The sequence below is a fragment of the Dictyoglomus sp. genome (genome assembly GCF_049968615.1).
GTDB lineage: Bacteria > Dictyoglomota > Dictyoglomia > Dictyoglomales > Dictyoglomaceae > Dictyoglomus > Dictyoglomus turgidum.
The window spans coordinates 58,368-81,123 of sequence record NZ_JBMFQK010000007.1 but is presented as its reverse complement, the minus strand read 5'-3'; the positions used below and the strand labels follow the sequence as shown (position 1 = coordinate 81,123).

Below are 22,756 nucleotides of genomic sequence, written 5' to 3'. Positions count from 1 at the left end.
AATATAACTCCTTTATACTCTAAATTCAATAAGTTTTTATCCTTTAACTGCTCCCTTCGTTAAACCACTGACAATATACTTTTGCAATGATAAGAATAATATAGTCATAGGTAACATGCCAAGAAGAGCAGCTGCAGTAAATAATCCCCACTCTGTTTGATAAGGTCCTGAAGAGAAAGTCCATAATCCAATAGCATAGGTATACTTTTGGGCATCTTGAAGAATTATACGTGCAAAAATGAATTCATTGAAAATACTCATAAACGTGAGAATTACTACAACAGTTAGTATAGGTCTTGCTAAGGGCAACACAATCTTGTAAAAAGTTTGAAATCTAGTAGCACCATCGATCATTGCCGATTCTTCAAGGGAATCAGGTATGGTGTCATAATATCCCTTTATGAGGTACATATTATAGGCAATATTTCCTAAATAAACAAAGGTAAGACCTGAAAGAGTATCAAGCCCAAGAAAAGGAATAAATCTACCTAAAATGTTAAGCAAGCTATATATAGCAATCATATATACTGCGCTGGGAAACATTTGAATAAGAAGCAGAGTCAAGATACCATATCTTCTACCCCAAAATCTCATCCTGCTAAAGGGATAAGCTGCAAGAGAACATATCAAAGTAGTTATAATAGCAGCAATCCCCGAAACCACGATAGAATTCCTAACCCATTTCAAAAAGTAATGCTTTGTCTTTTGTTTCCAAATCTGATCTATTCTAAATAGTTCACTATCTATCACATTAAGCCATCTCTTTGTCTCTTTAAAAGGTACATTATCCATCAAATCTCCAGCTTTTTTAGATACAATATTCATGTTAGCACTTACGAAATTAACAAAATCAGTCTTTATCAGATTGTACAAACTGTCAAGTTCAGGAAGATATGTTTTATCTCCCTGAAGACTCTTTTCAAAAAAGCTTCTCCACCTACTCTCTATAATAGATGTCAATTCATTAGCCTTTTGAAGATTCTTAGTTAAATAGGAAGAAAGGTTTTCAAATCTATCTTTTAACGTTTTATAGTCGTTAAACCATTTAAATTTATCTGCTGTATTCTCAATCCTTGAACTTAAATTATCTCTTCCATACTCAATAATATAGGAAGTAACAAAATCTCTAAATTCACCCTCCCAGACAGAAACCTCATTAATTAAGGCATCCAAACCATCTACTGTTTGAAGCTTATCTAATTTCGCATCAAGAGACGAGATAAATTCTTTCAACTGGTCAACTTTTGTCAATGGTCTTACTTCTTCCTTTATGTTCTCTTCTTGATTTTGAAGAAGTTCCTTTTGCATCTCAAGAAATTCATTCTCTTGATTCAATATGGCAACTTTTCTATTGTATGCATTTAATTCTGAAACTTTTGCGTCAAGCTGATCAATTAGATTGTTAAGATTTTCAGAAACCTTTAAGAAAGAAGCTTGAAAATACAAGTATTTACTGTCAGATGTGAAATATTTTATCTTTCGAGAAAGGCTTCTAATATTCTGTAATAGCAAATCAAAGTCTGAATATTTTGAAAGTCTGTCGATTAGAGAAGAAAACACTCTGTCAAGAGAGGAGGCCTTTTTATAACTTACTAATGAATATTGATCAAGCTTGTTGTTGAGGAATGTAATTTCGTTGTTCAAAGCATTAATCTTATTATTTATCTCCAGTATTTCTCTTTGAAGAGCATCAATTTTTACCAAAACTTTATTATATTCTTCTCTATTCTGAGATATTTTATAGTTTAAATTGTTAATTCTTTCTTTCAAAATTTTCAACTCTGATAACTTTATAGACAAATTACTCTCTTCTCCTTTTTTGGGAAGATTTTCCTCCAAGTATTTCTTTAAAGCCTCCAATTGTAGGTATATGTTATTTTTTATTTCATTAGTTTTTAAAGCTAAATAATTATTCAAGTCTCTATAGCCTTTTTCTGCTTTATCATATCTACTCTTAGTTTCGTCTATATAGGATTTCAAGTTAGAAATGTCCTTTTCTATTTCCCTTTCAACTCTCCCTCTATCCCAAGTATCATAAGGAGGAGTTAACATTATAAGATTTTGAAGTTCTTGAACAAGGGCAGGCATATTTTTCTCAGGAGCAAGGAGATCTTTATAATTTTGTAAAGATATCCTTGATGAGAAAATTTTAGTAGAGAAAGCAGCTTCATCCCTCCTTATAGAGGTACTAACCACCCAAACCACAGGAAACAATATAAGAGGAATCAGGATCCAAAGAATAATATGAGTTAAAAAGTAGGTCTTTCTCTCAACCATGACTATTCACCTCTTACCTCTTCAAAAGAACCCGATATTTTAAAATTAACCAAACTTATACCAGCTACTAAGAAGAATATTAAAATAGAAATAGCACTTGCAAAACCAAATTCTTGTCCCCTTCCCTCAAAAGCAAGTTTATATACATAAGATATTAAAATATCGGTATGACCCGCTGGGGTAGTCGCAGAAACCATAGGAGGACCACCTGCTGTTAAAAGATATATTAAAGTGAAATTATTAAAAGTATAAGCAAAACTACTTATTAAAAGCGGTGCTACAATGGTCAAAAGCATAGGAAGGGTTATATATCTGAATCTTGCTATTCTACCAGCCCCGTCAATCGCGGCCACCTCATAGAGTTCATCGGGAATTGACTGTAAAGCACCCAGAGATATGGTCATCATGTATGGAAAAGTAAGCCATGTGTTTACAACTATACATATTACCTTTGCCCAGAAGGGATCATTAAACCATTTTATTGGATTTAATCCCATCATTGGAAGAATTATCTTGTTAAGAATTCCGTAAGTTTCGTTAAATATACCGTTTTTCCAGGTCAAAACCGATATAAAATAAGGAATTGCCCATGGAATTATTAGAAGAGTTCTGTAAATATTTCTTCCCTTTAATCTCCTATTGTTCAAAGCAAGAGCAAAAGCAAGACCTATGGAAAAAGACAATAATACGGTAAATAAAGACCATTCCATTGTCCACATAAATATATTCAAAAATGGTCTAGAAATTCTCTCATCTTTAAAAATTCTTCCAAAATTCTCTAAACCTACAAAAGTGGTATAACCTATCAAGAAAATTCTATTACCACTCTCGTCGAGGTCGTAAAAGGAACCTTTTTCCTCTATTAATGGCTTTTGGGTTTTGGTGTTTATTATCACGCTTTTTCTATAAAATTTATCTCCTTCTCTTACATCTTCAAAGGAAAGTCTATACAATCTATTTATAAAAAAGAACTTCCACTTACCATCAGTGTCAACCTTTATTCCTATTATTCTTCCTCTTTCCTGATCTAAATATTCTGTATTAGAAAGATACTTTTGAACTAACAGAACAAAATAATAAGTATTTTTTTCCAAATCAGAACTTTCAGAAGAATACATCAATCTGTAGACTTTATTATCTAAAATTATTTTCTCTGCATTCTCCAATGAAGGTTGAAATTCATAAACTATACTATCTATCTTTATCTTTGAGGAATTCGCTTTAAAGAGCCTACCTTCTCTAAGTAAAACCTCGGTACCTTTTCTAATAGTAGGAATAGGAGTTTTTCCTAAATAGTTTTCCCCATTTATCTTAAACAGAATAAGAAAGTCTTCTGTGGGTTTTAAATTCTCATATACAGTAAAGATCTTAAAATCTATAGGGTTTTTCTCTATCACATAGGTATAGTTAGGATCATACAACAATCTCTCAACTGCCTCTTCACGAGTAAATATATGTCCAGTCCCATAATTAGTAAAGGCAGTTTTTATAGTGAAATATATGGGATAAATAACAAGTAAAAATAAAAAAATAAGAGCAGGAATTGTGTATCTGTATGGATACGCTTTTGGATTAAAGATGAAAAAGTCAATAAGAAGTAAGGCAATTATAACAACAATACCAAGTTCATAATAATAATTCTGAATTAGATAGACTCCTGACCAAAAAAGAAGACCATTAATTAATGCTAATATAAACCATAAAATAAGTTTTATTACTTTTGAAGTCAAACTATCTACCTCCTAATAGGCCCGGGAATACCCCGGGCCTTTTTTCTATCTCTTAATTTGAGCTTTTATAGCTTTTACTGCATTTTCTAAAGCTTCCTCAGGAGTTGCTTTACCATTTACAATTAGATTAAGAGCATCATTCATAGCACTCCAAACAAAGGCCATCTCAGGAACATTAGGCATAGGTATACCATTTGCTGCACTCTTTGTAAAACCAACAATATCTGGATTATCCTTAATCATAGCAAGAACATCTTTTCTTGCAGGAATTCTTGGATCAGCAAGATAAATCTTATACATGGTATCTTTTGTGGCTATATAATTGAGTACAAAATCCCTTGCAAGAATCTTATTAGGAGATTTTGCATTTATCATGAAACCTTGAACTCCTACGAAAGGTTTTGCTACAACCCCTTTTTCTAAGCTTGGAATTACTGCTACTCCATAGTTTATACCCGCATCCTTATAAGCTTTCACTGCCCATGGACCATTAATTATCATTGCTGCTTTTCCTTCTTTAAACATTGAATCCATTATCTGATAGTTATCTCCAGGAGTCAAAATCTTTTCGTCAAATAGCCTCTTCCAAAGTTTTGCACCCTTTATAGCACCAGGATTTGCAAGCCCAATATCAGAGACATCAAGGCCTTTTGATGTTTCCTTAAATACATATCCTCCATAACCGAAAAGAACAGGTGCCACATAATAGAATTCTGCTCCACTGGTTATAAAGCCTCTTACTTTTCCTTTATAAGCAGTATCTATCCTTTTAGCCGTTGAGATTAAAGCATCAAAGGTTGAAGGAGGCAGTTTTACATAATCTTTATTGTAGATTAGTGCAATAGCCTCCATAGCGTAGGGTAATCCATAAAGCTTACCACCATAAGAAAAAGCATTCAAAGCAGTAGTGTAAAATTGATTTTGGTCTTTAAATTGAGCTATTGGTTCTAATAAGCCGTTTACTACAAGTTCTCCTACTCAATCATGGGCACCTACAATCACATCTGCACCTTTACCTTGAGGGGCAGCAGTCAAAAAGTTAGGCTTAATAGAACCAAATTCCACATACTGAACGTCAACACTGACACCGTATTTTGCCTTAAACTCCTCTCCTAATCTCTGGAGGATATCCACTTGTTTTTCAGAGCACCAGACAGTAATCTTATTAGTTTGAGCACCTGTCAAACTAAGGAAAAGAAGCATCAAAGAAACCAACATTAGCACATAACTTAACTTTCTCATAGTGAACCCCATTTCAAAAGGTTTATTGGAAAAGCTATTTATTCTTTTTAATTTTTTCTTTTCACCTCCACTTGTACCAATTTAAAACCACCTATCAATTCATCAGTGTTTCTCTTATAATAAGCTTAGCAGATACTAAAACTCGTTTATTAGAAATAATTTTCTTTTTGTTTATTATATCATCCAAAAGCTCTATTATTTCGCTTATAATTTTTTCCACATCCCACTTAAAAGTAGTTAAGTTAGGAACAACCTCTTTGGCTAATGGAATATCATCACATCCAATTATGCTCAATTCTTTACCCACTAAAATTCCAGATTCTTTTAATCTCTGAATTAAACCTATAGCCATCCAATCATTTGCCGCAAAGATGCCAATTTTACTCTTCCTCTCATTATTAAAAATGTCTAAGATTTTCTCTCCAAGCTCATAACCAGATTTATAGTTCATTTTACCTTCAATTATCTCATACTTTATACCTTCTTCAATTTTCACCCTATCCAAGAAACCTAATTTCCTTAAACGAGCTGCAGTATATCTTTCTGGACCACAAAGATGTATAATATAATTATGTTTTCTCTTAATAAAGGCTTCAGCCGCAGACCAGCCTATCTTATAATCATCTACAGAAATTTGAATAATCTTATCATGATTGAAGTACTGCTCAATAGAAATTAAATATTGGAATTTCTCTTTGAGTTTTTCAATGGATTCGTCATTAATCAAACCTACCAGTAATAACGGAATGTCTCTATTTCGGTTTTTTATTACCTTGTCCATAGATATAAAATTCAAGCTAAAACCCCTCTCAGTAAGCCTATTTGTTAGAGCCACAAAAAATTTAGAATAAAAAGGATCTTCAGTTTTTAAATCGGGAGAATTCAAAACATACACATGTTTCTCCTTTTTGGGGACAATATAAGTTCCTTTTCCTTGAAATTGTACTATTATCCCTTCTTCTATGAGTTCCTTCATTACGCTTCTTATGGTAGTTCTACTTACATTAAAAGTTTGAGCAAGTTCCCTCTCAGAGGATAATTTTACATAATCCTCTTTCCTATTCTTTTCAATTATCTTTAAGAGTTCCTCTTTAATTTTCTCTTTAATCAAAGGGGAAATTTTCATATTTCAACCAATTTAATACCACTTTTAATTAAAAGGTATCATATTTAACACAAATAGTCAATAGAGGATCAAGACCATATTTCTAGGGGATATAAGAAAAAATAAGAGGGGGAGTTAATTCTCCCCCTTTTTATACCTACTCTACTTTAATCTCACTTGCAAATTTTCTTTTTTCTGTTATTACTTTTGTCTCAAGTACTTCAAAGGTTCCTGTAAGTCTTATATCTTCAGAAGAGCTTCCAATCATTATCTCAAAAATACCTTTTTCTACAACAAATCTCATAAACTCATCATAGAAAGCAAGTTGCTCAGGATAAAGAATAAAGGTTACTCTTTTTGACTCTCCAGGCTTAAGATGTATTTTCTTAAATCCTTTCAACTCCTTAACAGGTCTTTCTAAGCTCGCTACTTGGTCATGAACATATAATTGAACTACTTCTTCTCCCTCTCTGACTCCTGTATTCTTAATAGTAAAACTAATTTCTACTTTCTCTAAAGCATTCACCTTTTCTGGATGAATCTTCAGATTAGAATACTCAAAAGTGGTGTAAGAGAGACCATGTCCAAAAGGATACAAGGGTTTGGCTGATTCTTCCACATAATCGGTAAAGGCTGAAGGCTTCCTATTATAGTAAACAGGTACCTGTCCTGTTACAGCAGGAAAAGAAATAGGTAATTTTCCAGATGGATTATAATCTCCAAAAATTACATCAGCTACAGCATTTCCACCTTCTTCACCTGGATACCATGCTTCTAATATCGCATTGAGATTTTCATGCTCCCACTTTAATGCCTGAGGTCTCCCATTAACAAGTACAAGAACAATAGGTTTACCAAGTTTATGAAGTTCTCTTAACAGGTCTCTCTGTATTCCAAAAAGTTCAAGAGTTGTTCTATCATTACCTTCACCAGAGATTCCTCTGTGGAACAAACCGCTTTCCTCACCCATTACCGCTATAATCACATCAGCCCTCTTAGCAATCTCTATTGCCTCGTCAAATCCCTCTTTAGAATCACTAAGAATTTCACAACCCTTAGCATATAAAACTTGAGTTTCAGCTGATACTTTATTCTTAATTCCTTCAAGAATACTTACTGTTCTTACCGCACATTCCTCAGGTATCTTTACTCCCTCAAGGGTTTCCGATACTGATGGTATATGAGCAGTATAACTATAATCTCCGTGTAGATTTCTGGGATTATCTGCATTAGGGCCAATCACTGCAACTGTTCTAATATTCTTAGAAAGAGGTAATATTCCGTCATTCTTAAGGAGCACTATAGACCTTCTTGCAACCTCTCTTGATAATTCTCTAAACTCCGGTTTATCAAAAATATCATACACTTTCTTAGGATCCTTCTCTAAATCACCATCAAATAATCCGAGCATAAATTTTGCCCTTAGAACTCTTTCAACAGATGCATTTATAACTTCTTCAGAAATAAGTCCTTCTTTTACTGCTTGAATCAAAGGCTCTCCATAACAGTCCACGCTTGGTAATTCAATATCAATTCCAGCTTCTAAAGCAAGAACAGCTGCTTCTTTTGCATCTTTTGCTACTCTATGAAAATTTTCTAACATTCTTATAGCGATATAATCAGATACTACATAACCTTTAAAACCCCATTCCCATCTTAGAATCTTTGTTAACAAAAATTTTGATGAAGCACAAGGTACACCATCTATCTCATGATATGCATTCATCAAAGAACCAGCTTGACCCTCTTTTATTGCTACCTCAAAGGGGAATAAAAATACTTCTCTAAGCTCTCTTTCTCCAACCTTAGCAGGGCCCAAATTTCTTGCCCCCTCAGAAATACCGTAAGCTGTAAAATGTTTAACTGTAGCAATAATTCCTTCTCTCCAATCTTCTCCTTGAAGCCCCTTTACATACTCTGCAGCCATTCTGGACACAAGATAAGGATCTTCTCCAAAGGTCTCTTCTGTCCTACCCCATCTTGGATCTCTTGGAATATCAAGAACAGGGGAAAGCCCTTGATGCACATTAGCTGCTCTCATATGCTGTCTTATAACATCACTTACTCTTCTTATGAGTTCAGGTTCAAAAGTGCTTGCCATACCAATAGCCTGAGGAAATACTGTTGCCCCCTTTGCCATAAATCCACTAAGACATTCTTCATGAATTATTGCAGGAATACCAAGTCTTGTTTTCTCCTTTAAAAATTTCTGAATTTTATTAGCAAGTTCAACAGCCCTTTCTGGATCCATTCCTTTTTCTCCTGCCACTCGAGAGATTTGTCCAATCCCATTCTTTAAAAGTTTCTCCGCCTTCTCCTCAGAAAAATTGCCACTCTCATCCACTAACTCTTTCCCAAAAACCGACTGTAGCTGAGCAATTTTTTCCTCAAGGGTCATTTTTGAAATTAAATCTCTAACTTTCTTTAAGATTTCTTTTTCCTCCATTACTTTACCTCCCTTAGAAAAACGTTTTTACACTTAGTAATTATATCCAAACTCATATAAAAATGAAAGAGACAATTTAAACATTTTCAAAGCAATGCTTTATATATACCCAAATATATAATATAATAAGACAATTCTAAAAATTAGTTTTAGGAGGATACTTAATGAACAATAATACAAAAATACAATTTAAAGTGGTAACCGATAGTACTGCCGATATACCAGAAGAAATTAGCAAAGAATTGGAAATAGAAGTAATACCCTATTACATACACCTGCAAGAAAAAGTTTTTCAGGAGAATGTAGATATAACTCCGGAATATATTTGGAATTATATGGAGAACCTTGAAGATTTATCCAAATTACCTAAGACCGCCTGTCCTGGAGTTGGAGAGTACTATGAGGCTTTTAAAAAAATATTGGAAAAAGGAAAAAAAGTGTTAAGCATCCACATGACTTCATGGGGAAGCGGAGCCTTTCAATCAGCAAATACTGCAAAGCAGATCCTTAAAGAAGAAAATCCAAATTACGAAATAGAAGTCATAGATTCAAAAAGTGTATCTTTGGGTACCGGCTTTATGGTAATAGAAGCAGCAAAAGCATCTCTTAACGGATGGAATATTAAAGAGACTATAAAACATATCAGCAAAATCAGAGAAAATTTATTCCATGCTTTTACAAATGACACTCTTAAATTTCTTGCAGCTGGAGGAAGAATAGGAAAAGCCCAATATCTTCTTGCAGAAGTTTTGAAAATAAATCCCATAATCTCGGTTAATCCCGAAGGGGTTTTGGTCGCTTTAGATAAAGCCGTAGGAAGATTAAAAACATATCAAAGAATAGTTTCTCATATGCAAGACTTTTTTAAAGATAATAAAGTTTTAAATGTGGGATTTTTACATGCAAATGCCATGGAAGAGATAAACAAAATAAAAGAAGAGATTTCAAAAGTATTTGAGTTAAGAGACATAATAGTGAATAAGCTAAGTGCAGCACTAAGCGTACACTCAGGACCAGGAACGATAGGAGTAATAGCCTACCCCTTAAGTCTGTCTCTTGATATTGAATCGAGATAAATTTTTGTATATAATCTTAAAAAATTACCTTCGGGGCAGGGTGAGAGAGGAACAATAAAAGTTCCTCTCAATTCCCGACCGGCAGTGATGGTATTTCCAAATATGGGGATACCTAAGCCTGCGAGCAAGCCTAAAGGGCTTGCAGATCTGGTGAGAATCCAGAGCCGACGGTATAGTCCGGATGGGAGAAGGTAATTTAATTTTTTGATAAAAAAGCCCTGAAGGTATATACCTTCAGGGCTTTTTTTATATAAAAAACAAAAAGGAGGTAAGATCATGGGTACTAAAAAACTTGTATTTGTGTCAATCCTTACTGCATTATCAATCATTCTTTCCATCACTATCTATTTCCCCATTCTTCCCCAAGCCCCATATCTACTCTATGATCCAGGAGATATTCCATTAATACTAATCTCAACCCAAGTAGGAATACCTCACGGTATACTTGCAACCCTAATTGTAGCTATATTAATGGCAGTTCTAACTGGACAAGGAGGTCCCATTGGAGCATTAATGCATTTTTTAGCCTCAGGCACATTAATTGTCGTATCAGGCTATGTCTACACAAAGACTAAGAATTTAATATTAGGTCTTGCACTTGGAACCATTAGTATGGCTATAGTTATGGCTGTGGCAAATATCATATTCACCCCTATATATTTAGGGGTACCAAGAAATACTATTTATCCATTAATTTTTCCTGTCATTATTCCCTTTAATTTAATAAAAGCAGGAATAAACTCCATAATAACTTATATATTGTTATCCATATCCCTCATCAGGACTTATTTTGAAAAGATGAAGGGATAGAGATAAATAAAGACATAAGTATCAAAAGAGCTCCTATGATTTGAAGATGAGTCAATTTTTCAGAAAGAAGTATAAAGGCAAATAATGTAGCAAAAACTGGTTCTAAATTGTATATTAAAGCAGATTTAGTAGGAGGTACATACTTTTGACCAATAAGTTGCAGAGTCAGAGTAAAAGCTGTAGCAACAACTCCTAAGTAAACAATAGGCAAAGAATTTTGAAAAATAAAATATAAGGGGAGATTTCTTGGTTCAAAGAACAAAAAAAACAAAAAAGAAAATATGGCAGTAAACAAAATCTCAGAAAAAGCCAGATCAAATACTTCTCTATGTTCCACCACATAAGAAATATACACAATCTGGAGAGCATATAATACAGCACATATAAACACCAAGAAATCTCCCCAATTAATTTTAGAAACCACTGAAAAATCTGTGGTTAAAAAAATAAGCCCTATAAATCCTATAATTACAGCAAGCCATAAATTCCAATAAATTTTGTTCTTAAAAATGAACTTCTCAAAGAAAGGTACTAAGAGAACTGAAATACCAGTAATAAAGGCGGTTTTAGTAGCAGTGGTATATTGCAGTCCAAAGGTTTGAAAAGCAATAGCGCTAAAATTTATCAATCCAAGAATAATACCTGACCGGTTTACAGATATTCTTTGTTTTTTAAGTTTTAAAAATAAAAATAAAAATAAAGCTCCAAAAAGAAACCTAAGGAAAAGAAGAAAAAAGGGTGTGAACACCTTAAGAGCAATCTTTGTAAAAGAAAAAGTACTACCCCAAATAAAAGTTACCAGTATAAGGATAAAGAACCCTTTAATTTCTTTACTTTCCATACAGAATTGGATTATACCACAATAATTTACAAAACAAGATATTTAAGTTAATATAAAAGAAACATCTACCAAAAAGAGGTGAACTTTATGATGGTAGAGGTTTACGTAGCAGGATTAAGTTTAGACCCACAAACAAACCAGTTTGTCGTAATACTCCGTGAAAAGAGCGAAGGCAAAAGATTTCTTCCTATATGGATAGGTCCTTTTGAAGCCAATGCTATCGCAATCGCCCTTGAAAAGATAGATATAGGAAGACCTCTTACTCATGATCTTATGAAAAACATAATTGAAGCATTAGATGCTAAAGTAGAGAAAGTATTTATTCACTCTTTAAAAGAAAACACCTTTTACGCCACTATTTATATAAATATAGATGATAAAACCTTAGAGGTAGACTCAAGACCATCGGACGCCATGGCTCTTGCTTTAAGAACAAATTCTCCCATCTATGTGGATTCAAAACTCATAGAAGAAGCAGGCTTTGTGGAGGAGTATAGTGCTGAAGAAGAATTAACTAAGCTTCTTCAAGATTTAAACCCTGATGAATTTAAAAAACAATAAATAGAGTTATAGGAGGGTCTGTAGAAAAATGAAGTACGCTCTTATCAGCGTTTGGGATAAGACAGACCTTGAAAAACTTTGTAACAAAATAGTAAATCTAGGATATGGTCTTATTGCCACATCCTCTACTGCAAAATATCTTAGGGAATATGGCTTTGAAGTAAAAGAAACCTCAGAAATTACAGGCTTCTCTGAACTTATTGGAGGAAGAGTTAAAACCCTACATCCCAAAATATTTGCAGGAATATTAGCAAGAAGAGATAATCCAAAGGACATAGAGGATCTTGAGAAAGAAAGTATACCTGTTATTAATATAGTAGTATGCAATCTATATCCTTTCCAGCAAGTAATAAAAAAAGAAAATGTAACCTTAGAAGAAGCTCTTGAGAATATAGATATTGGTGGAGTTTCACTTCTTAGAGCTGCAGCTAAAAATTTTCCTCATGTACTTGTAGTTCCATCCCCCAAATATTATGAGGAAGTTATAGATTATTTAGAAAAGGGTGGAGATGATATAGAATTTAGAAGAAAAATGGCTATAAGAGCCTTTTCTTTAACCAGCATTTATGACAATATTATATCAGGCTATCTTGCTCAAAATTTAGAAGAGAATATTGCCCTTTATCTCACTAAAAAATTAGACCTAAGGTATGGGGAAAATCCCCAACAAAAAGCAGGATTTTACATGTTAGATGATGAAGACCCACCTTTTATTCAATACCAGGGAAAAGAGCTTTCATACAATAATTTGTTAGATACTGACTCTGCCTGGAACCTAATAAAAGAATTTAACGAACCTACTGTAGCTATAATAAAACATAATAACCCTTGTGGTGTTGCTTCTGACAATGATACTTTAAGGGCTTTTATTAAAGCCTTTGAAGGGGATCCTGTTTCAGCCTATGGAGGAATCATAGCATGTAATTTTGAAGTGGGAGAGGATTTGGCAAAAGAAGTTATAAAACACTTTTTTGAAGTCATAGTAGCGCCTTCTTACAAAGAAGAAGCCTTAAAGATCTTTTCTCAAAAGAAAAATCTAAGGGTCTTAAGATATAGAGAAGATATATTAGAAAACCCCTTTGAGATAAGATCCCTTAGAAGGGGATTTTTAATCCAGACCTTTAACAGAATCCTCTTTGATAACCATGAGGTTAAGACATCCCATAAGCCCACAGAAAAGGATATAGAAGAATTAATATTTGCACTAAAAGTGGTAAAACATGTTAAATCAAATGCTATCGTAGTAAGTAAAGAGAAGCAAACCTTAGGCATAGGAGCGGGACAAATGAATAGAGTAAATTCAGTAAAAATTGCTTTAGAACAAGCAGGAGAAAAAGCTAAAGGAGCCTACCTTGCATCAGATGCCTTCTTTCCTTTCCCAGATTCTATAGAAATAGCAGCAAAATACGGAATAAAAGCCATAATACAACCTGGAGGTTCTATAAGGGACAACGAGGTCATAGAAGCAGCTGAAAGACACGGAATCATCTTAGTAATGATATCTTCAAGACACTTTAGACATTGAACCTAATTGAAGACATTTTTAAAGTACTTTTTGACAAATATGGACCTCAATACTGGTGGCCTGCAGATACACCTTTTGAGGTAATCATTGGTGCAATTTTGACTCAAGCTACTAACTGGAGAAACGTGGAAAAAGCTATAAGAAATCTCAAAGAGGAAAATTTGCTTGATCCTTTTAAACTTTATTCCCTTAACGAGGAAAAACTCTCTGTATTAATAAAACCAGTAGGTTTCTATAAAATAAAGGCTCAAAGATTAAAGAATTTTATCAATTATTTTGTAAAAGAATACCACGGAGATCTTTTAGCCATGAATAGAAATCCTACCAGAGAATTAAGAGAAGAGTTACTTAAGATAAAAGGTTTAGGAAAAGAAACTGTAGATTCAATTTTACTTTACGTTTTCAACAGGCCTGTCTTTGTGATAGACAATTATACAAAGAGGATTTTTTCATGCTTAGGAATAGGTAGCTTTGACCTACCTTATGAGGATTGGCAAAAAATATTTCACAATTCTCTATTTCCCATATATCAGCTCTTTCAAGAATATCATGCTTTAATTGTAGAACACGGAAAGAGAAGTTGCAAGAAATGTCCAAACCATTGTTTCCTTAGGAGGTATTTATTTAACAACAGGATCTTTTATAAAAGTAGAAATTATTTTACTTAAATAATCCTTTGGAAAATCGCCTATGAGCAAGTAAAAATTATCTCCATCAACCCAAGAAATAGACTTCCACAAAACATTAGAATCATAAAAGACATGAAAATTATCTATATCCGTAGGTTTTCCTGGAAGCTTAAAAGGCATTAATCCCTTAAAAAGAGACGCATCATTTAAGCCGTCAGTATACTTGAAGTAATGAGTAAACTTATCATCTCTCTCCCATATGGTATAATACTTAATAAGGGAATATCCTAAGGGAAATTCCGAAGGCACACTTGCATTTTCTAATTTCTCTTCCCTTAATTTTGTTTCCTCCATTTTCACATTTTTATCCTTAAGGATATTCGAATCAAATAGATCATTTTGCAATTTAGGATTAAAGCCTATCTCAACAAACATTATTCTTCCAATCAAAACTCCATCACTATTATATTTGTCAATTCTTAAAGGAATATACTTATCTTTATCAATCCAAAGCCTTAAAACAACCTTTTTAGTATATACAGAACTAATAGTTAAAACATAAACCTTTCTTCCAAGGTATACCTCTTCTCTCTCTAATTTAGTAGAGAAATTCTTTTTAATAAGATTTAACCTCTTATTTATTTCGTCTTTATTTAAAAAGATAGTACTTGAGGGAGAGATCTTAACCAAATTCTTCTTAGGATCAAAATCATATTGAAACTTTCCATCATCTATGTTGATTCTTCCGAGCATAAAGGGAGGAGAAAGAAAATCTCTCCTGACCATATATTTGCCGTTAGCAATAACCTTTGCCATACTTGTTTTTGGAAAATCAGGATTATCAAACAAGATCGACACTTCTATTCCCTCATAGGAAATCTTGCCACTATTTAAACCATAGTTTTTGATTATTTCCATAGGGTCAATAGCAAATATAGGAATGAAAAATAAGACAACTAATGTGGTGGAGAGAATTTTATTCATTGTTATTCTCTAAATATAACCAATTCAACTAAGTTATTTTCACGGGTAAAAGTAGAATTAATCATTTTTCCATGTAATTCATAATATACATAAGTATTATTTTGTTTGCTCAAAAACTGATTAAAATAGCTTTGAATAACAAAAATCAAACCCAAAAATATGGCAGCAGTACCCAAAACTATAAAAATTTTCCTCCAATTGATATAAGATGTGTTTCTTTCATCTCCAAGGGCTATTTTGGTCCATAACCTTTTAGAGAAATCTTCCGAGGGTATTATCTCAGGAATTTCATGAAGTTCTTTTATTAATTTTTCAAGAGTTAACAACTCCTTCTTACACTCAAGGCAATAAGAAAGATGCTCTTCTATCTCCATCCTTTTTGCGGGAGATACTTCCCCATCTATATATGCGGAAAGAAGTCTTCTTACCTCTTTACAACGCATAACTCCCTACTTCCCTTAACAACTTTTCTTTTAACTCCCTTCTTGCTCTAAAAAGGCGAGATTCTACAGTGCCCACAGGACATTTAAGAATATTTGAGATCTCTTCGTAAGATAGTCCTTCATACTCTCGCAAAATTAAAACCTCTTGGTATTCCTTAGGAAGTTCTCTTATCAATTTTTGTAATTTACTTCTTATATCCTCTCTCTCTACTACCGAAAGAGGATCTTCTTCTTCGCTGGGAATAACTTTTTCAAAGGTGTCTTCTTCATCCTCCTTCATTGGCTCATCTAAGGAATACATTTCTTTATTTTTCCTTTTATAATCATAAGCCACATTCATAGTAATCCTATAGATCCAAGTAGAAAACTTTGCCTCTCCTCTAAATCCCTTGATATTCTTAAAAATTTTAATAAAAACCTCTTGAGCAAGATCCTCTAAATCAGGAATATTCCCCAATTGTAGATAAAGAATGTTCAAGACCTTCTTTTCGTACCTTTTTACTAATATATTAAAGGCCTCTTTATCTCCATTTTTTATCAAAGATATCAAAGACTGATCAGAAAGCTTATTTTTCTCCTCCCAGCCGAGGGGAGACGGCTGGGAGGTATGAGTTGAAAGGGGGTACTTTCCTTTAATTACATTAATTATACTTTTTTCCATATTTTTCCCTTCTTTTCAAAAATTTAGAATACTTTAATCTTTATATTATATCTCCACATTATTCTTGTAAGGATCCTAAATTGATTTTGGTCAAGTACTTGCTTCAACTCATTGAGCATAGCAGTTCTTTTTTCCCTTATCTCATTTCTTAGCTTCTGTATCTTATCTTTAATCTCTCTTTGCTTACTTTGTTCATTAATACCTAAAGCCCTCATCTCTAAATTTTTATTCCTTAATTCTATCCTCAGATTTCTAATATCATCCATATACTTGTTTAATATTTCCGCTACTTTTTGTCTTTGCTCTTCCTTGAGCTTCAGAGCATTAGAAAGATTATTTATAAGATCCTTTTTAAATTCAGCAAAAAGCTTGTTCTCTATATCTTCTAACTGAGTCAAATATTTCTGAAGTTCATCAGAATTTACCTTTCCACTTCTTAAAAGAAGTTGAATCTGAGCTTGGATCCTATCCCTCTCTCTTATCAGATTCCTAAATTCCTGAGAGAACTGCAAACTATTTTGGAGCATTAATCTATCTCTCTCAATCACTCTTATCCTTTCTCTTTGCACCATAGGCGTACTTCTAAATGAAGAAGCATACGAAAAAGCCAACATCATTGTTAGCAGTACTAAAACTACCCCCAATATTTTTACAACCTTTTTCATGTCTACCACCTCCCTTTTTACACCTTCTTATTGCATTTGACGTGCTTTTTCTATTTTTTATTCCAAAAATATCATTCCTTATCCCAACCTCTAGACCTATTCACAGCTTCCTTCCATTTTGATAAATAATATCTTCTTTCTTCCTCAGGCATACAAGGAGTAAATACCTTTTCTTCTTTCCAAATTCTCTTAATTTCATCAAGATCTTTCCATATCCCTACTCCAAGACCTGCGAGAAAAGCTGCTCCAAGAGAGGTAGTTTCAGTAATATAAGGTCTTATAACTTTTAAATTAGAAATATCTGATTGAAACTGCATGAGAAAATTATTTGCTGAAGCACCTCCATCCACTCTTAATTCTTTTATTTTAATACCTGTCTCTTGCTCCATAAGCTCTACTACATCATTAGTTTGATATGCTATGGATTCTAAAGCAGCTCTCACCAGATGTTCCTTCTTTGTCCCTCTGGTAAGTCCAATAATTAAACCTCTTGCAAACATGTCCCAATAAGGTGCTCCAAGCCCTACAAAGGCTGGAACAAAATATACCCCACCGTTATCCTCAACCATCTTAGCTAAGATTTCGCTTTCTGAAGAACTCTTAATAAGTCCAAGATTATCTCTCAGCCACTGAATTACCGCTCCTGCTATAAAAATACTACCCTCCAATGCATAGTTAACTTTTTCTCCAATTCCATAAGCAATAGTAGTTATTAATCCCTTTGAAGAATATTTAATATTTTCACCCGTATTAAGAAGGATAAAACATCCCGTTCCATAGGTGTTTTTCACAACTCCTTCTTCAAAGCCACACTGTCCAAACAAAGCTGCCTGCTGATCACCCGCTATTCCTGTTATGGGAATCTCCACACCATCAAAAATATTACAGACTCCATAAAAATAACTGGAGGGGAAGGTTTTAGGAAGCATGCTTCTTGGAATATTCATTATCTCCAAAAGTTCATCATCCCAATCTAAATTTTTTATGTTGAATAACATAGTCCTGGATGCATTAGTATAGTCTGTAGCATGCACTTTTCCTCCTGTTAAGTTCCATATAAGCCATGTATCCACAGTACCAAAAAGCAATCTTCCTTCTTCAGCCTTTTCTCTTGCCTCGGGTACATTATCAAGAATCCACTTTATCTTAGGACCTGAGAAATACGCATCTATGACAAGTCCAGTTTTTTCTTTAATAACCTCTGAAAGTCCATTTCTTTTTAATTCTTCACAGTAATCTGCAGTTCTTCTACATTGCCAGACTATAGCATTATATATGGGTTGTCCTGTATGTTTGTCCCACACAATAGTAGTTTCCCTTTGGTTTGTAACTCCAATAGTAGAAATTTCTTTAGGTTTTATTTTTGCCTTTTCTATTGCCTCAATCATTACTTCCCTTTGAGAATTCCATATATCCCATGGATTGTGTTCTACCCAGCCAGACTTTGGAAAAATTTGAGGAAATTCCTTTTGAGCCACACTTATAACATTTCCCAATTGGTCAAAAATAATAGCTCTTGAGCTTGTAGTACCTTGATCCAAGGCAAGAATATACATCAACATCAACCTCCCCCTCAAATATTTTTCCATTTTAATTTTCTTATTTTTTCTTTAAGTAATCAATAAGATCGTTAAGTTGTTTCTTATAAATAGATAAATGATAAAAAGGATTTAATGGTTTTCCTTTACTCCAAGCATCCATAAATTTTTGAAATTCTTGTCTTTCTCTTTCACTCATTTGAAAATTCTGTTGATTTCTCAACTGAGGGTTAAATTGAGGCTGTTGCGAGGAAGATTGTTGCTGAGACATTTTTTGTCTCATTTCTTCTATTCTCTTTTGCCTCTCTATCTGTAGTTTATCAAGATAAGTTAATTGTGCATCTGTAAGTGTCCCCTCAATGCGACTAATAAATTTATCAGCCTCTTTTTTAGGTAATTCACTCATTTTCCCAAGCTCTTGAAGAATAGAAATAAGCTTCCTAGCCTGATCTTTTGTTATGGCAACTTTTTTATCCTTATCCAGTTCTCTCAAGTCTCTTATCAATCTTGTCAAATATTGCACCTCTTGAGACATAAAACCTCTTCTTGGAGTTTGGGTCTGAGTTGTTTGAGCATTAACTACAGAGACAAAAAAAAGAATTATAAATACAAGACCTAAAACCGCTTTTATCCTTCTCATCTTTCCACCTCCTCATTCATACCTTAAGGCTTCAATAGGATTCAGTTTTGATGCCCTATAAGCTGGATAATATCCAAAGAATATTCCCACAAGAGCAGAAACTGTAAAAGACAATACCACAGGATACAAAGTTACAACAGCGGAAAGACCTGATAGAGATTTTATAACTTGAGAAAGTACAATTCCAACTAATATTCCAAATATACCCCCAGCAACGGATACAATAACTGACTCCGTCAAAAATTGATATAATATGTACCTTGCTTTTGCTCCAACTGCTTTCCTTATTCCTATCTCTTTTATTCTTTCCGTTACATTAACAAGCATGATATTCATTATCCCAATTCCTCCCACAAGGAGAGATATAGCAGCAATCCCTGCTAAAAACAAAGTTAATGTCTGCATAGACTGGTTTAATGACGAAAGTATAGTGAGCTGATTTTGCACCATAAAATCATCATTATTAGGATCTGTTATTTTATGTCTCTTTCTCAAAATATCCTCTATTTGAGATTGCAAGTCATTCATTACATCGGGACTTATGGCAGAAATGTATATATTATTTAAAGAATTTCCACCTTGGATCTTTCTTTGAAAAGTGGTTAAGGGAATAAATATCATATCATCAAGATTAGCAAAGCCTCCAAGTTGTCCCTGAGGTTCAAGTACTCCTACAACTTTGAAAGTAACACCTGCAATTTTTATGCTCTGTCCAATAGGATCATCATTACCAAATAAAGTTTCTGCTACCGATGCTCCTAAAACCGCTACCTTCTTGCTGGCTTTATACTCCTCTTCAGAGAAAAAAGATCCATTAGCAACCTTTACTTCTCTCACTTTTAAATAATCAGGAGACGTCCCAATTACTTGGGTATTTGTATTTTCAGACTTATATTTCACCTGAACATTTCTGGAACTATAAGGTACTATAGCTACAACCTTATTTGGATCTAATTCTTTCGACAAAGCCTCGTAATCATCATTAGTAATAGAGCTTCTTGGAGCACCTCTTACAAGACCTATCCCTCTTCCGAATCTTGGAAAGACTGTTAATAAATTTGATCCCAAAGAAGTAAATTGCTTCTCAATGGTAGCTTTTGTTCCTTCCCCCAAAGACATAAGAGTGACCACAGCGGCAACTCCGATAATAATTCCTAAGGTAGTGAGAAATGTTCTTAATTTATTTGTAGAAAAACTATGAAGAGCCATTTTTATTATTTCTAAGAACATATCTTTCACCTACCTTAAAGGAACTCCTGGAATCCTTATTTGTAATTGTTGATTCCTACTAGTATTAGAGGATGTACTTGAAGATGGAACAATAACTACATCACCTTCTTTCAGTCCACTTTCCACCACCACATTTGTCCCATCATCTTCTCCGAGGGTTATTCTGACCAACTCCCTTGATCCATTAGGTTTCAATACCTCCACATAACTTCTCCTCTCGGTTTTCTGTACTGCCTTAAGAGGAACAAGAAGAACATTCTTTCTTTCTAAAAGGATAATATCTCCATCGGCACTCATTCCTACTTTTAACCTAAAATCTTTATTAGGAACTCTAACTCTCACTTTAAAGATAGGGATGTTATTGGAAATTGTTGCTGTAGGAGATATTCTAATAACTTTACCCTCAAATTCCTCATCAGGAAAAGCATCTAAGGATATTCTCACAGGAAGCCCCACAGAAACCTTACCTATATCGGTCTCATCCACTTCAAGAGAAAGTTCCACATTTTTAGTATCAAGAAGGGTCATCAACGTGACATTTGAAGATATATTCTGGCCCTTAACTACATTTACATTTGCCACAATACCTGAAAAAGGAGCTCTAATTATAGTATTATCTAAATTTCTCTTAGCATTCGAAAGATCTATTTTCGCTTTTTCTAAAGAAAGTTTGCTTGCCTCCAGATCCCTTTGTAAAGTTTTTAATTGAGTATCATAATTTTCTTTTATTAATTTTAGGTTATTCTCTGCCTGAGTTATAGAGTTTTTAGCTTTTTCAAAATTAAATCTCGCAGTATCTAAATCGCTTTGAGAAGCAAAACCTTTCTTAAACAATTCTTCAGTTCTTTCTAAATTATTTTTTGCATTCTGATACTCTATGTATGCATTATCCCTACTTATTTGAGCATCTTTAAGATTTTTCTCAAGCTGCCTCTTTTGGGTATCATAATTTAATCGTGCTTGCTCATAAGAATTCTCGTAGTTCTTGTAAGTGATCAAAGCTTGTTGATAGGTATTTTGATAATCTGTTGGATCAATTTTTACTAAAATATCTCCTTCCTTAACCCTTGTGCCTTCTTCAACTACGTATATAACTGTTCCTGAAACCTTGCTTGTAATATCAAGACTTCTTTCAGCCTCCAAAGTTCCGCTTCCCGAGACCGTAACAAGCAAATCTCCTCTTCTTACTGTATAAGTATTGAGAATAGAACTATTTTTCTCATTATTCTTAGATCTTCCAAACCCCCACCAAACCCCAATTCCTATTAGAATTACTATTATGAATATAATAATCAGCCTCTTTTTCATAATTTCAACCTCCAATTAATAAAGAGCCTTTCCTACTGCTAAGGATAAGCTATCCAAACTTTTCCAGTAATTATGAAGGGAAGAATAATAATTATTTTCAGCTTTTATGACATTTATTTCAGCATTCATCAGATCAAGTTTAGTCACTAAGCCAGCGTCAAGCTTAAGCTGGATTATTTTGTAATTTTCCTTAGCAAGATCTAAATTTTTCTGTTGAACTTCTATATCCTTTAAACTTGCGTTTAATTGTTCTAACCTTTGAGCAATAGTGATCTTTGTACTATTTAAAGTCTGTTCATAGGACTTCTTTGCGCTTTCAAGAGAATTCATCGCAGAAATTAGTGTAGCTTTAGGTGTATAATCATTGTCATAAAGTTTAACTTGAAGCTCGTAAAGTTCAACATTATTCTTGGCTTGAACTAAAGAAGATAGGTTTTCCTTAGCTATATTAAACAGATCATCAAGATTAAAATTATATACCTTCATCTCTGGCTCTCTTAATACCACTTTTTCTATGGGTGATATTCCAAGAGTTTGCCAAAACTGGCTCCAGTAAATTGTTAGATTATTTTGTGCAGTCTTTAAGGAATTTACTGCAGAAAGATAGTTTAACTCAGCCTGACTTACATCAGTTGCTGTGGCATTCCCTACTTGATACTTGGCTTTTGTAGCATTAAAGGTCTCTTCATAATATGCCAATTGCTTTTCATATAATTTAACCTGAGTTTGTGCCTCCAAGACGTTAAAATATGCATTTCTCACATTTTGAATAACTTGTAATTTTGTATTTTCATATCTAACCTTTTCTAAACTTAAGTTTAACTCTGCCTGTTTTAACGCCAATATTAAAGTTGTAGGATCCTTTTTCTTATTTTCATAATCAACAAAAGCATTATCTAAGTTGATTTTTGCTACCAAAAGATCTCCATTGTTCTTCAACGCAATATCTATAGCCTCTTCAAGAGATAATACTTTTGCTTCTTGAGAAAAAGAGATGGAGAGTAATAGCACAAAAGATACAAAAATTATGAATAGCCTTCTCATC

The 22,756-nt window shown here is 33.6% G+C and carries 19 protein-coding genes, 1 pseudogene and 1 riboswitch; of the genes and pseudogenes, 5 read left to right on the top strand and 15 right to left on the bottom strand.

Going from position 1 to position 22,756, the window contains the following annotated elements; genetic code table 11:
• Window positions 1-36: 36 nt before the first annotated feature.
• The 5 genes and pseudogenes from ACP5QL_RS06455 to ACP5QL_RS06435 form a co-directional block, all read right to left on the bottom strand.
• On the bottom strand, window positions 37-2,277 hold the full coding sequence (locus ACP5QL_RS06455) for an ABC transporter permease subunit (RefSeq protein ID WP_273334297.1): 2,241 nt from the start codon (window positions 2,275-2,277) through the stop codon (window positions 37-39).
• Window positions 2,278-2,279: 2 nt separating this feature from the next.
• Window positions 2,280-4,007, bottom strand: coding sequence for a DUF4896 domain-containing protein (locus ACP5QL_RS06450; RefSeq protein ID WP_428126226.1), 1,728 nt, complete (start codon window positions 4,005-4,007; stop codon window positions 2,280-2,282).
• Between the two features lie 45 nt (window positions 4,008-4,052).
• A pseudogene (locus ACP5QL_RS06445) lies at window positions 4,053-5,249 on the bottom strand (maltose ABC transporter substrate-binding protein).
• Between the two features lie 94 nt (window positions 5,250-5,343).
• Window positions 5,344-6,360 (bottom strand): GntR family transcriptional regulator, encoded by a 1,017-nt coding sequence (locus tag ACP5QL_RS06440; protein WP_242603755.1) that lies wholly within the window; start codon window positions 6,358-6,360, stop codon window positions 5,344-5,346.
• Between the two features lie 151 nt (window positions 6,361-6,511).
• Window positions 6,512-8,800, bottom strand: coding sequence for a glycoside hydrolase family 3 N-terminal domain-containing protein (locus ACP5QL_RS06435; protein WP_273334304.1), 2,289 nt, complete (start codon window positions 8,798-8,800; stop codon window positions 6,512-6,514).
• A 164-nt stretch (window positions 8,801-8,964) separates the two neighbouring features.
• On the opposite strand from ACP5QL_RS06435, the gene ACP5QL_RS06430 reads away from it, so the two are divergent.
• Together ACP5QL_RS06430 and ACP5QL_RS06425 are read left to right on the top strand one after the other, a co-directional pair.
• Window positions 8,965-9,876: a DegV family protein gene (locus ACP5QL_RS06430; protein ID WP_428126221.1), complete on the top strand. Its 912-nt coding sequence runs from the start codon at window positions 8,965-8,967 to the stop codon at window positions 9,874-9,876.
• A gap of 22 nt (window positions 9,877-9,898) precedes the next feature.
• Window positions 9,899-10,073, top strand: a riboswitch (FMN riboswitch).
• Between the two features lie 79 nt (window positions 10,074-10,152).
• A complete protein-coding gene (locus ACP5QL_RS06425) occupies window positions 10,153-10,686 on the top strand; it encodes an ECF transporter S component (RefSeq protein WP_428126218.1) in 534 nt (177 codons plus the stop codon).
• Here ACP5QL_RS06425 and ACP5QL_RS06420 read toward each other — a convergent pair.
• Window positions 10,655-11,527, bottom strand: coding sequence for a DMT family transporter (locus tag ACP5QL_RS06420; RefSeq protein ID WP_273334309.1), 873 nt, complete (start codon window positions 11,525-11,527; stop codon window positions 10,655-10,657). The two genes, ACP5QL_RS06425 and ACP5QL_RS06420, sit on opposite strands and share 32 nt — an antisense overlap.
• An 87-nt stretch (window positions 11,528-11,614) precedes the next feature.
• Between ACP5QL_RS06420 and ACP5QL_RS06415 the strand changes: the two genes are divergently transcribed.
• Genes ACP5QL_RS06415 through ACP5QL_RS06405 form a run of 3 tightly spaced genes read left to right on the top strand, consistent with a single transcriptional unit; the run spans window position 11,615 to window position 14,281 of the window.
• The gene (locus tag ACP5QL_RS06415) at window positions 11,615-12,088 is read left to right on the top strand and encodes a bifunctional nuclease family protein (RefSeq protein ID WP_012583213.1); all 474 of its coding nucleotides are present in this window, start codon (window positions 11,615-11,617) and stop codon (window positions 12,086-12,088) included.
• 28 nt (window positions 12,089-12,116) lie between these two features.
• Window positions 12,117-13,613, top strand: a complete 1,497-nt coding sequence (purH, locus tag ACP5QL_RS06410; RefSeq protein WP_273334311.1) for a bifunctional phosphoribosylaminoimidazolecarboxamide formyltransferase/IMP cyclohydrolase — start codon at window positions 12,117-12,119, stop codon at window positions 13,611-13,613.
• Window positions 13,610-14,281 (top strand): endonuclease III domain-containing protein, encoded by a 672-nt coding sequence (locus ACP5QL_RS06405; protein WP_012583211.1) that lies wholly within the window; start codon window positions 13,610-13,612, stop codon window positions 14,279-14,281. Before purH ends, ACP5QL_RS06405 begins: the two co-directional genes overlap by 4 nt.
• Here the strand turns inward: ACP5QL_RS06405 and ACP5QL_RS06400 are convergent.
• The 9 genes from ACP5QL_RS06400 to ACP5QL_RS06360 all read right to left on the bottom strand — a co-directional run bounded on the left by ACP5QL_RS06400 (window position 14,234) and on the right by ACP5QL_RS06360 (window position 22,755).
• A complete protein-coding gene (locus ACP5QL_RS06400; protein ID WP_273334314.1) occupies window positions 14,234-15,226 on the bottom strand; it encodes a sigma-E factor regulatory protein RseB domain-containing protein in 993 nt (330 codons plus the stop codon). The genes ACP5QL_RS06405 and ACP5QL_RS06400 overlap by 48 nt on opposite strands.
• Before the next feature lie 2 nt (window positions 15,227-15,228).
• Window positions 15,229-15,669, bottom strand: a complete 441-nt coding sequence (locus ACP5QL_RS06395; RefSeq protein WP_012583209.1) for an anti-sigma factor family protein — start codon at window positions 15,667-15,669, stop codon at window positions 15,229-15,231.
• Window positions 15,659-16,330, bottom strand: coding sequence for an RNA polymerase sigma factor (locus tag ACP5QL_RS06390; protein WP_012583208.1), 672 nt, complete (start codon window positions 16,328-16,330; stop codon window positions 15,659-15,661). Before ACP5QL_RS06390 ends, ACP5QL_RS06395 begins: the two co-directional genes overlap by 11 nt.
• A gap of 23 nt (window positions 16,331-16,353) precedes the next feature.
• Window positions 16,354-16,995 carry a Spy/CpxP family protein refolding chaperone gene (locus tag ACP5QL_RS06385; protein WP_273334317.1) on the bottom strand — a complete coding sequence of 214 codons (642 nt, stop codon included), beginning with the start codon at window positions 16,993-16,995 and terminating at the stop codon, window positions 16,354-16,356.
• Between the two features lie 71 nt (window positions 16,996-17,066).
• Complete coding sequence (glpK, locus tag ACP5QL_RS06380) at window positions 17,067-18,557, bottom strand: glycerol kinase GlpK (protein ID WP_428126199.1); 1,491 nt, start codon at window positions 18,555-18,557, stop codon at window positions 17,067-17,069.
• Between the two features lie 37 nt (window positions 18,558-18,594).
• Entirely contained in the window at window positions 18,595-19,173 is a 579-nt protein-coding gene (locus ACP5QL_RS06375; RefSeq protein WP_012583205.1) for a hypothetical protein, read from the bottom strand.
• Window positions 19,174-19,185: 12 nt separating this feature from the next.
• Window positions 19,186-20,403: an ABC transporter permease gene (locus tag ACP5QL_RS06370; protein ID WP_012583204.1), complete on the bottom strand. Its 1,218-nt coding sequence runs from the start codon at window positions 20,401-20,403 to the stop codon at window positions 19,186-19,188.
• A gap of 9 nt (window positions 20,404-20,412) precedes the next feature.
• A complete protein-coding gene (locus ACP5QL_RS06365) occupies window positions 20,413-21,711 on the bottom strand; it encodes an efflux RND transporter periplasmic adaptor subunit (protein ID WP_273334321.1) in 1,299 nt (432 codons plus the stop codon).
• A gap of 15 nt (window positions 21,712-21,726) precedes the next feature.
• Entirely contained in the window at window positions 21,727-22,755 is a 1,029-nt protein-coding gene (locus tag ACP5QL_RS06360) for a TolC family protein (RefSeq protein ID WP_424662384.1), read from the bottom strand.
• Window position 22,756: the final 1 nt, after the last annotated feature.

Bases quoted from the DNA above. Each gene is read 5' to 3' on its own strand.
- ACP5QL_RS06420 (WP_273334309.1), bottom strand. From the start codon at position 11,527: ATGGAAAGTAAAGAAATTAAAGGGTTCTTTATCCTTATACTGGTAACT.
- ACP5QL_RS06385 (WP_273334317.1), bottom strand. From the start codon at position 16,995: ATGAAAAAGGTTGTAAAAATATTGGGGGTAGTTTTAGTACTGCTAACA.
- glpK (WP_428126199.1), bottom strand. From the start codon at position 18,557: ATGTTGATGTATATTCTTGCCTTGGATCAAGGTACTACAAGCTCAAGA.
- ACP5QL_RS06375 (WP_012583205.1), bottom strand. From the start codon at position 19,173: ATGAGAAGGATAAAAGCGGTTTTAGGTCTTGTATTTATAATTCTTTTT.
- ACP5QL_RS06390 (WP_012583208.1), bottom strand. From the start codon at position 16,330: ATGGAAAAAAGTATAATTAATGTAATTAAAGGAAAGTACCCCCTTTCA.
- ACP5QL_RS06365 (WP_273334321.1), bottom strand. From the start codon at position 21,711: ATGAAAAAGAGGCTGATTATTATATTCATAATAGTAATTCTAATAGGA.
- ACP5QL_RS06370 (WP_012583204.1), bottom strand. From the start codon at position 20,403: ATGTTCTTAGAAATAATAAAAATGGCTCTTCATAGTTTTTCTACAAAT.
- ACP5QL_RS06395 (WP_012583209.1), bottom strand. From the start codon at position 15,669: ATGCGTTGTAAAGAGGTAAGAAGACTTCTTTCCGCATATATAGATGGG.
- ACP5QL_RS06435 (WP_273334304.1), bottom strand. From the start codon at position 8,800: ATGGAGGAAAAAGAAATCTTAAAGAAAGTTAGAGATTTAATTTCAAAA.
- ACP5QL_RS06430 (WP_428126221.1), top strand. From the start codon at position 8,965: ATGAACAATAATACAAAAATACAATTTAAAGTGGTAACCGATAGTACT.
- ACP5QL_RS06360 (WP_424662384.1), bottom strand. From the start codon at position 22,755: ATGAGAAGGCTATTCATAATTTTTGTATCTTTTGTGCTATTACTCTCC.
- purH (WP_273334311.1), top strand. From the start codon at position 12,117: ATGAAGTACGCTCTTATCAGCGTTTGGGATAAGACAGACCTTGAAAAA.
- ACP5QL_RS06415 (WP_012583213.1), top strand. From the start codon at position 11,615: ATGATGGTAGAGGTTTACGTAGCAGGATTAAGTTTAGACCCACAAACA.
- ACP5QL_RS06400 (WP_273334314.1), bottom strand. From the start codon at position 15,226: ATGAATAAAATTCTCTCCACCACATTAGTTGTCTTATTTTTCATTCCT.
- ACP5QL_RS06455 (WP_273334297.1), bottom strand. From the start codon at position 2,277: ATGGTTGAGAGAAAGACCTACTTTTTAACTCATATTATTCTTTGGATC.
- ACP5QL_RS06425 (WP_428126218.1), top strand. From the start codon at position 10,153: ATGGGTACTAAAAAACTTGTATTTGTGTCAATCCTTACTGCATTATCA.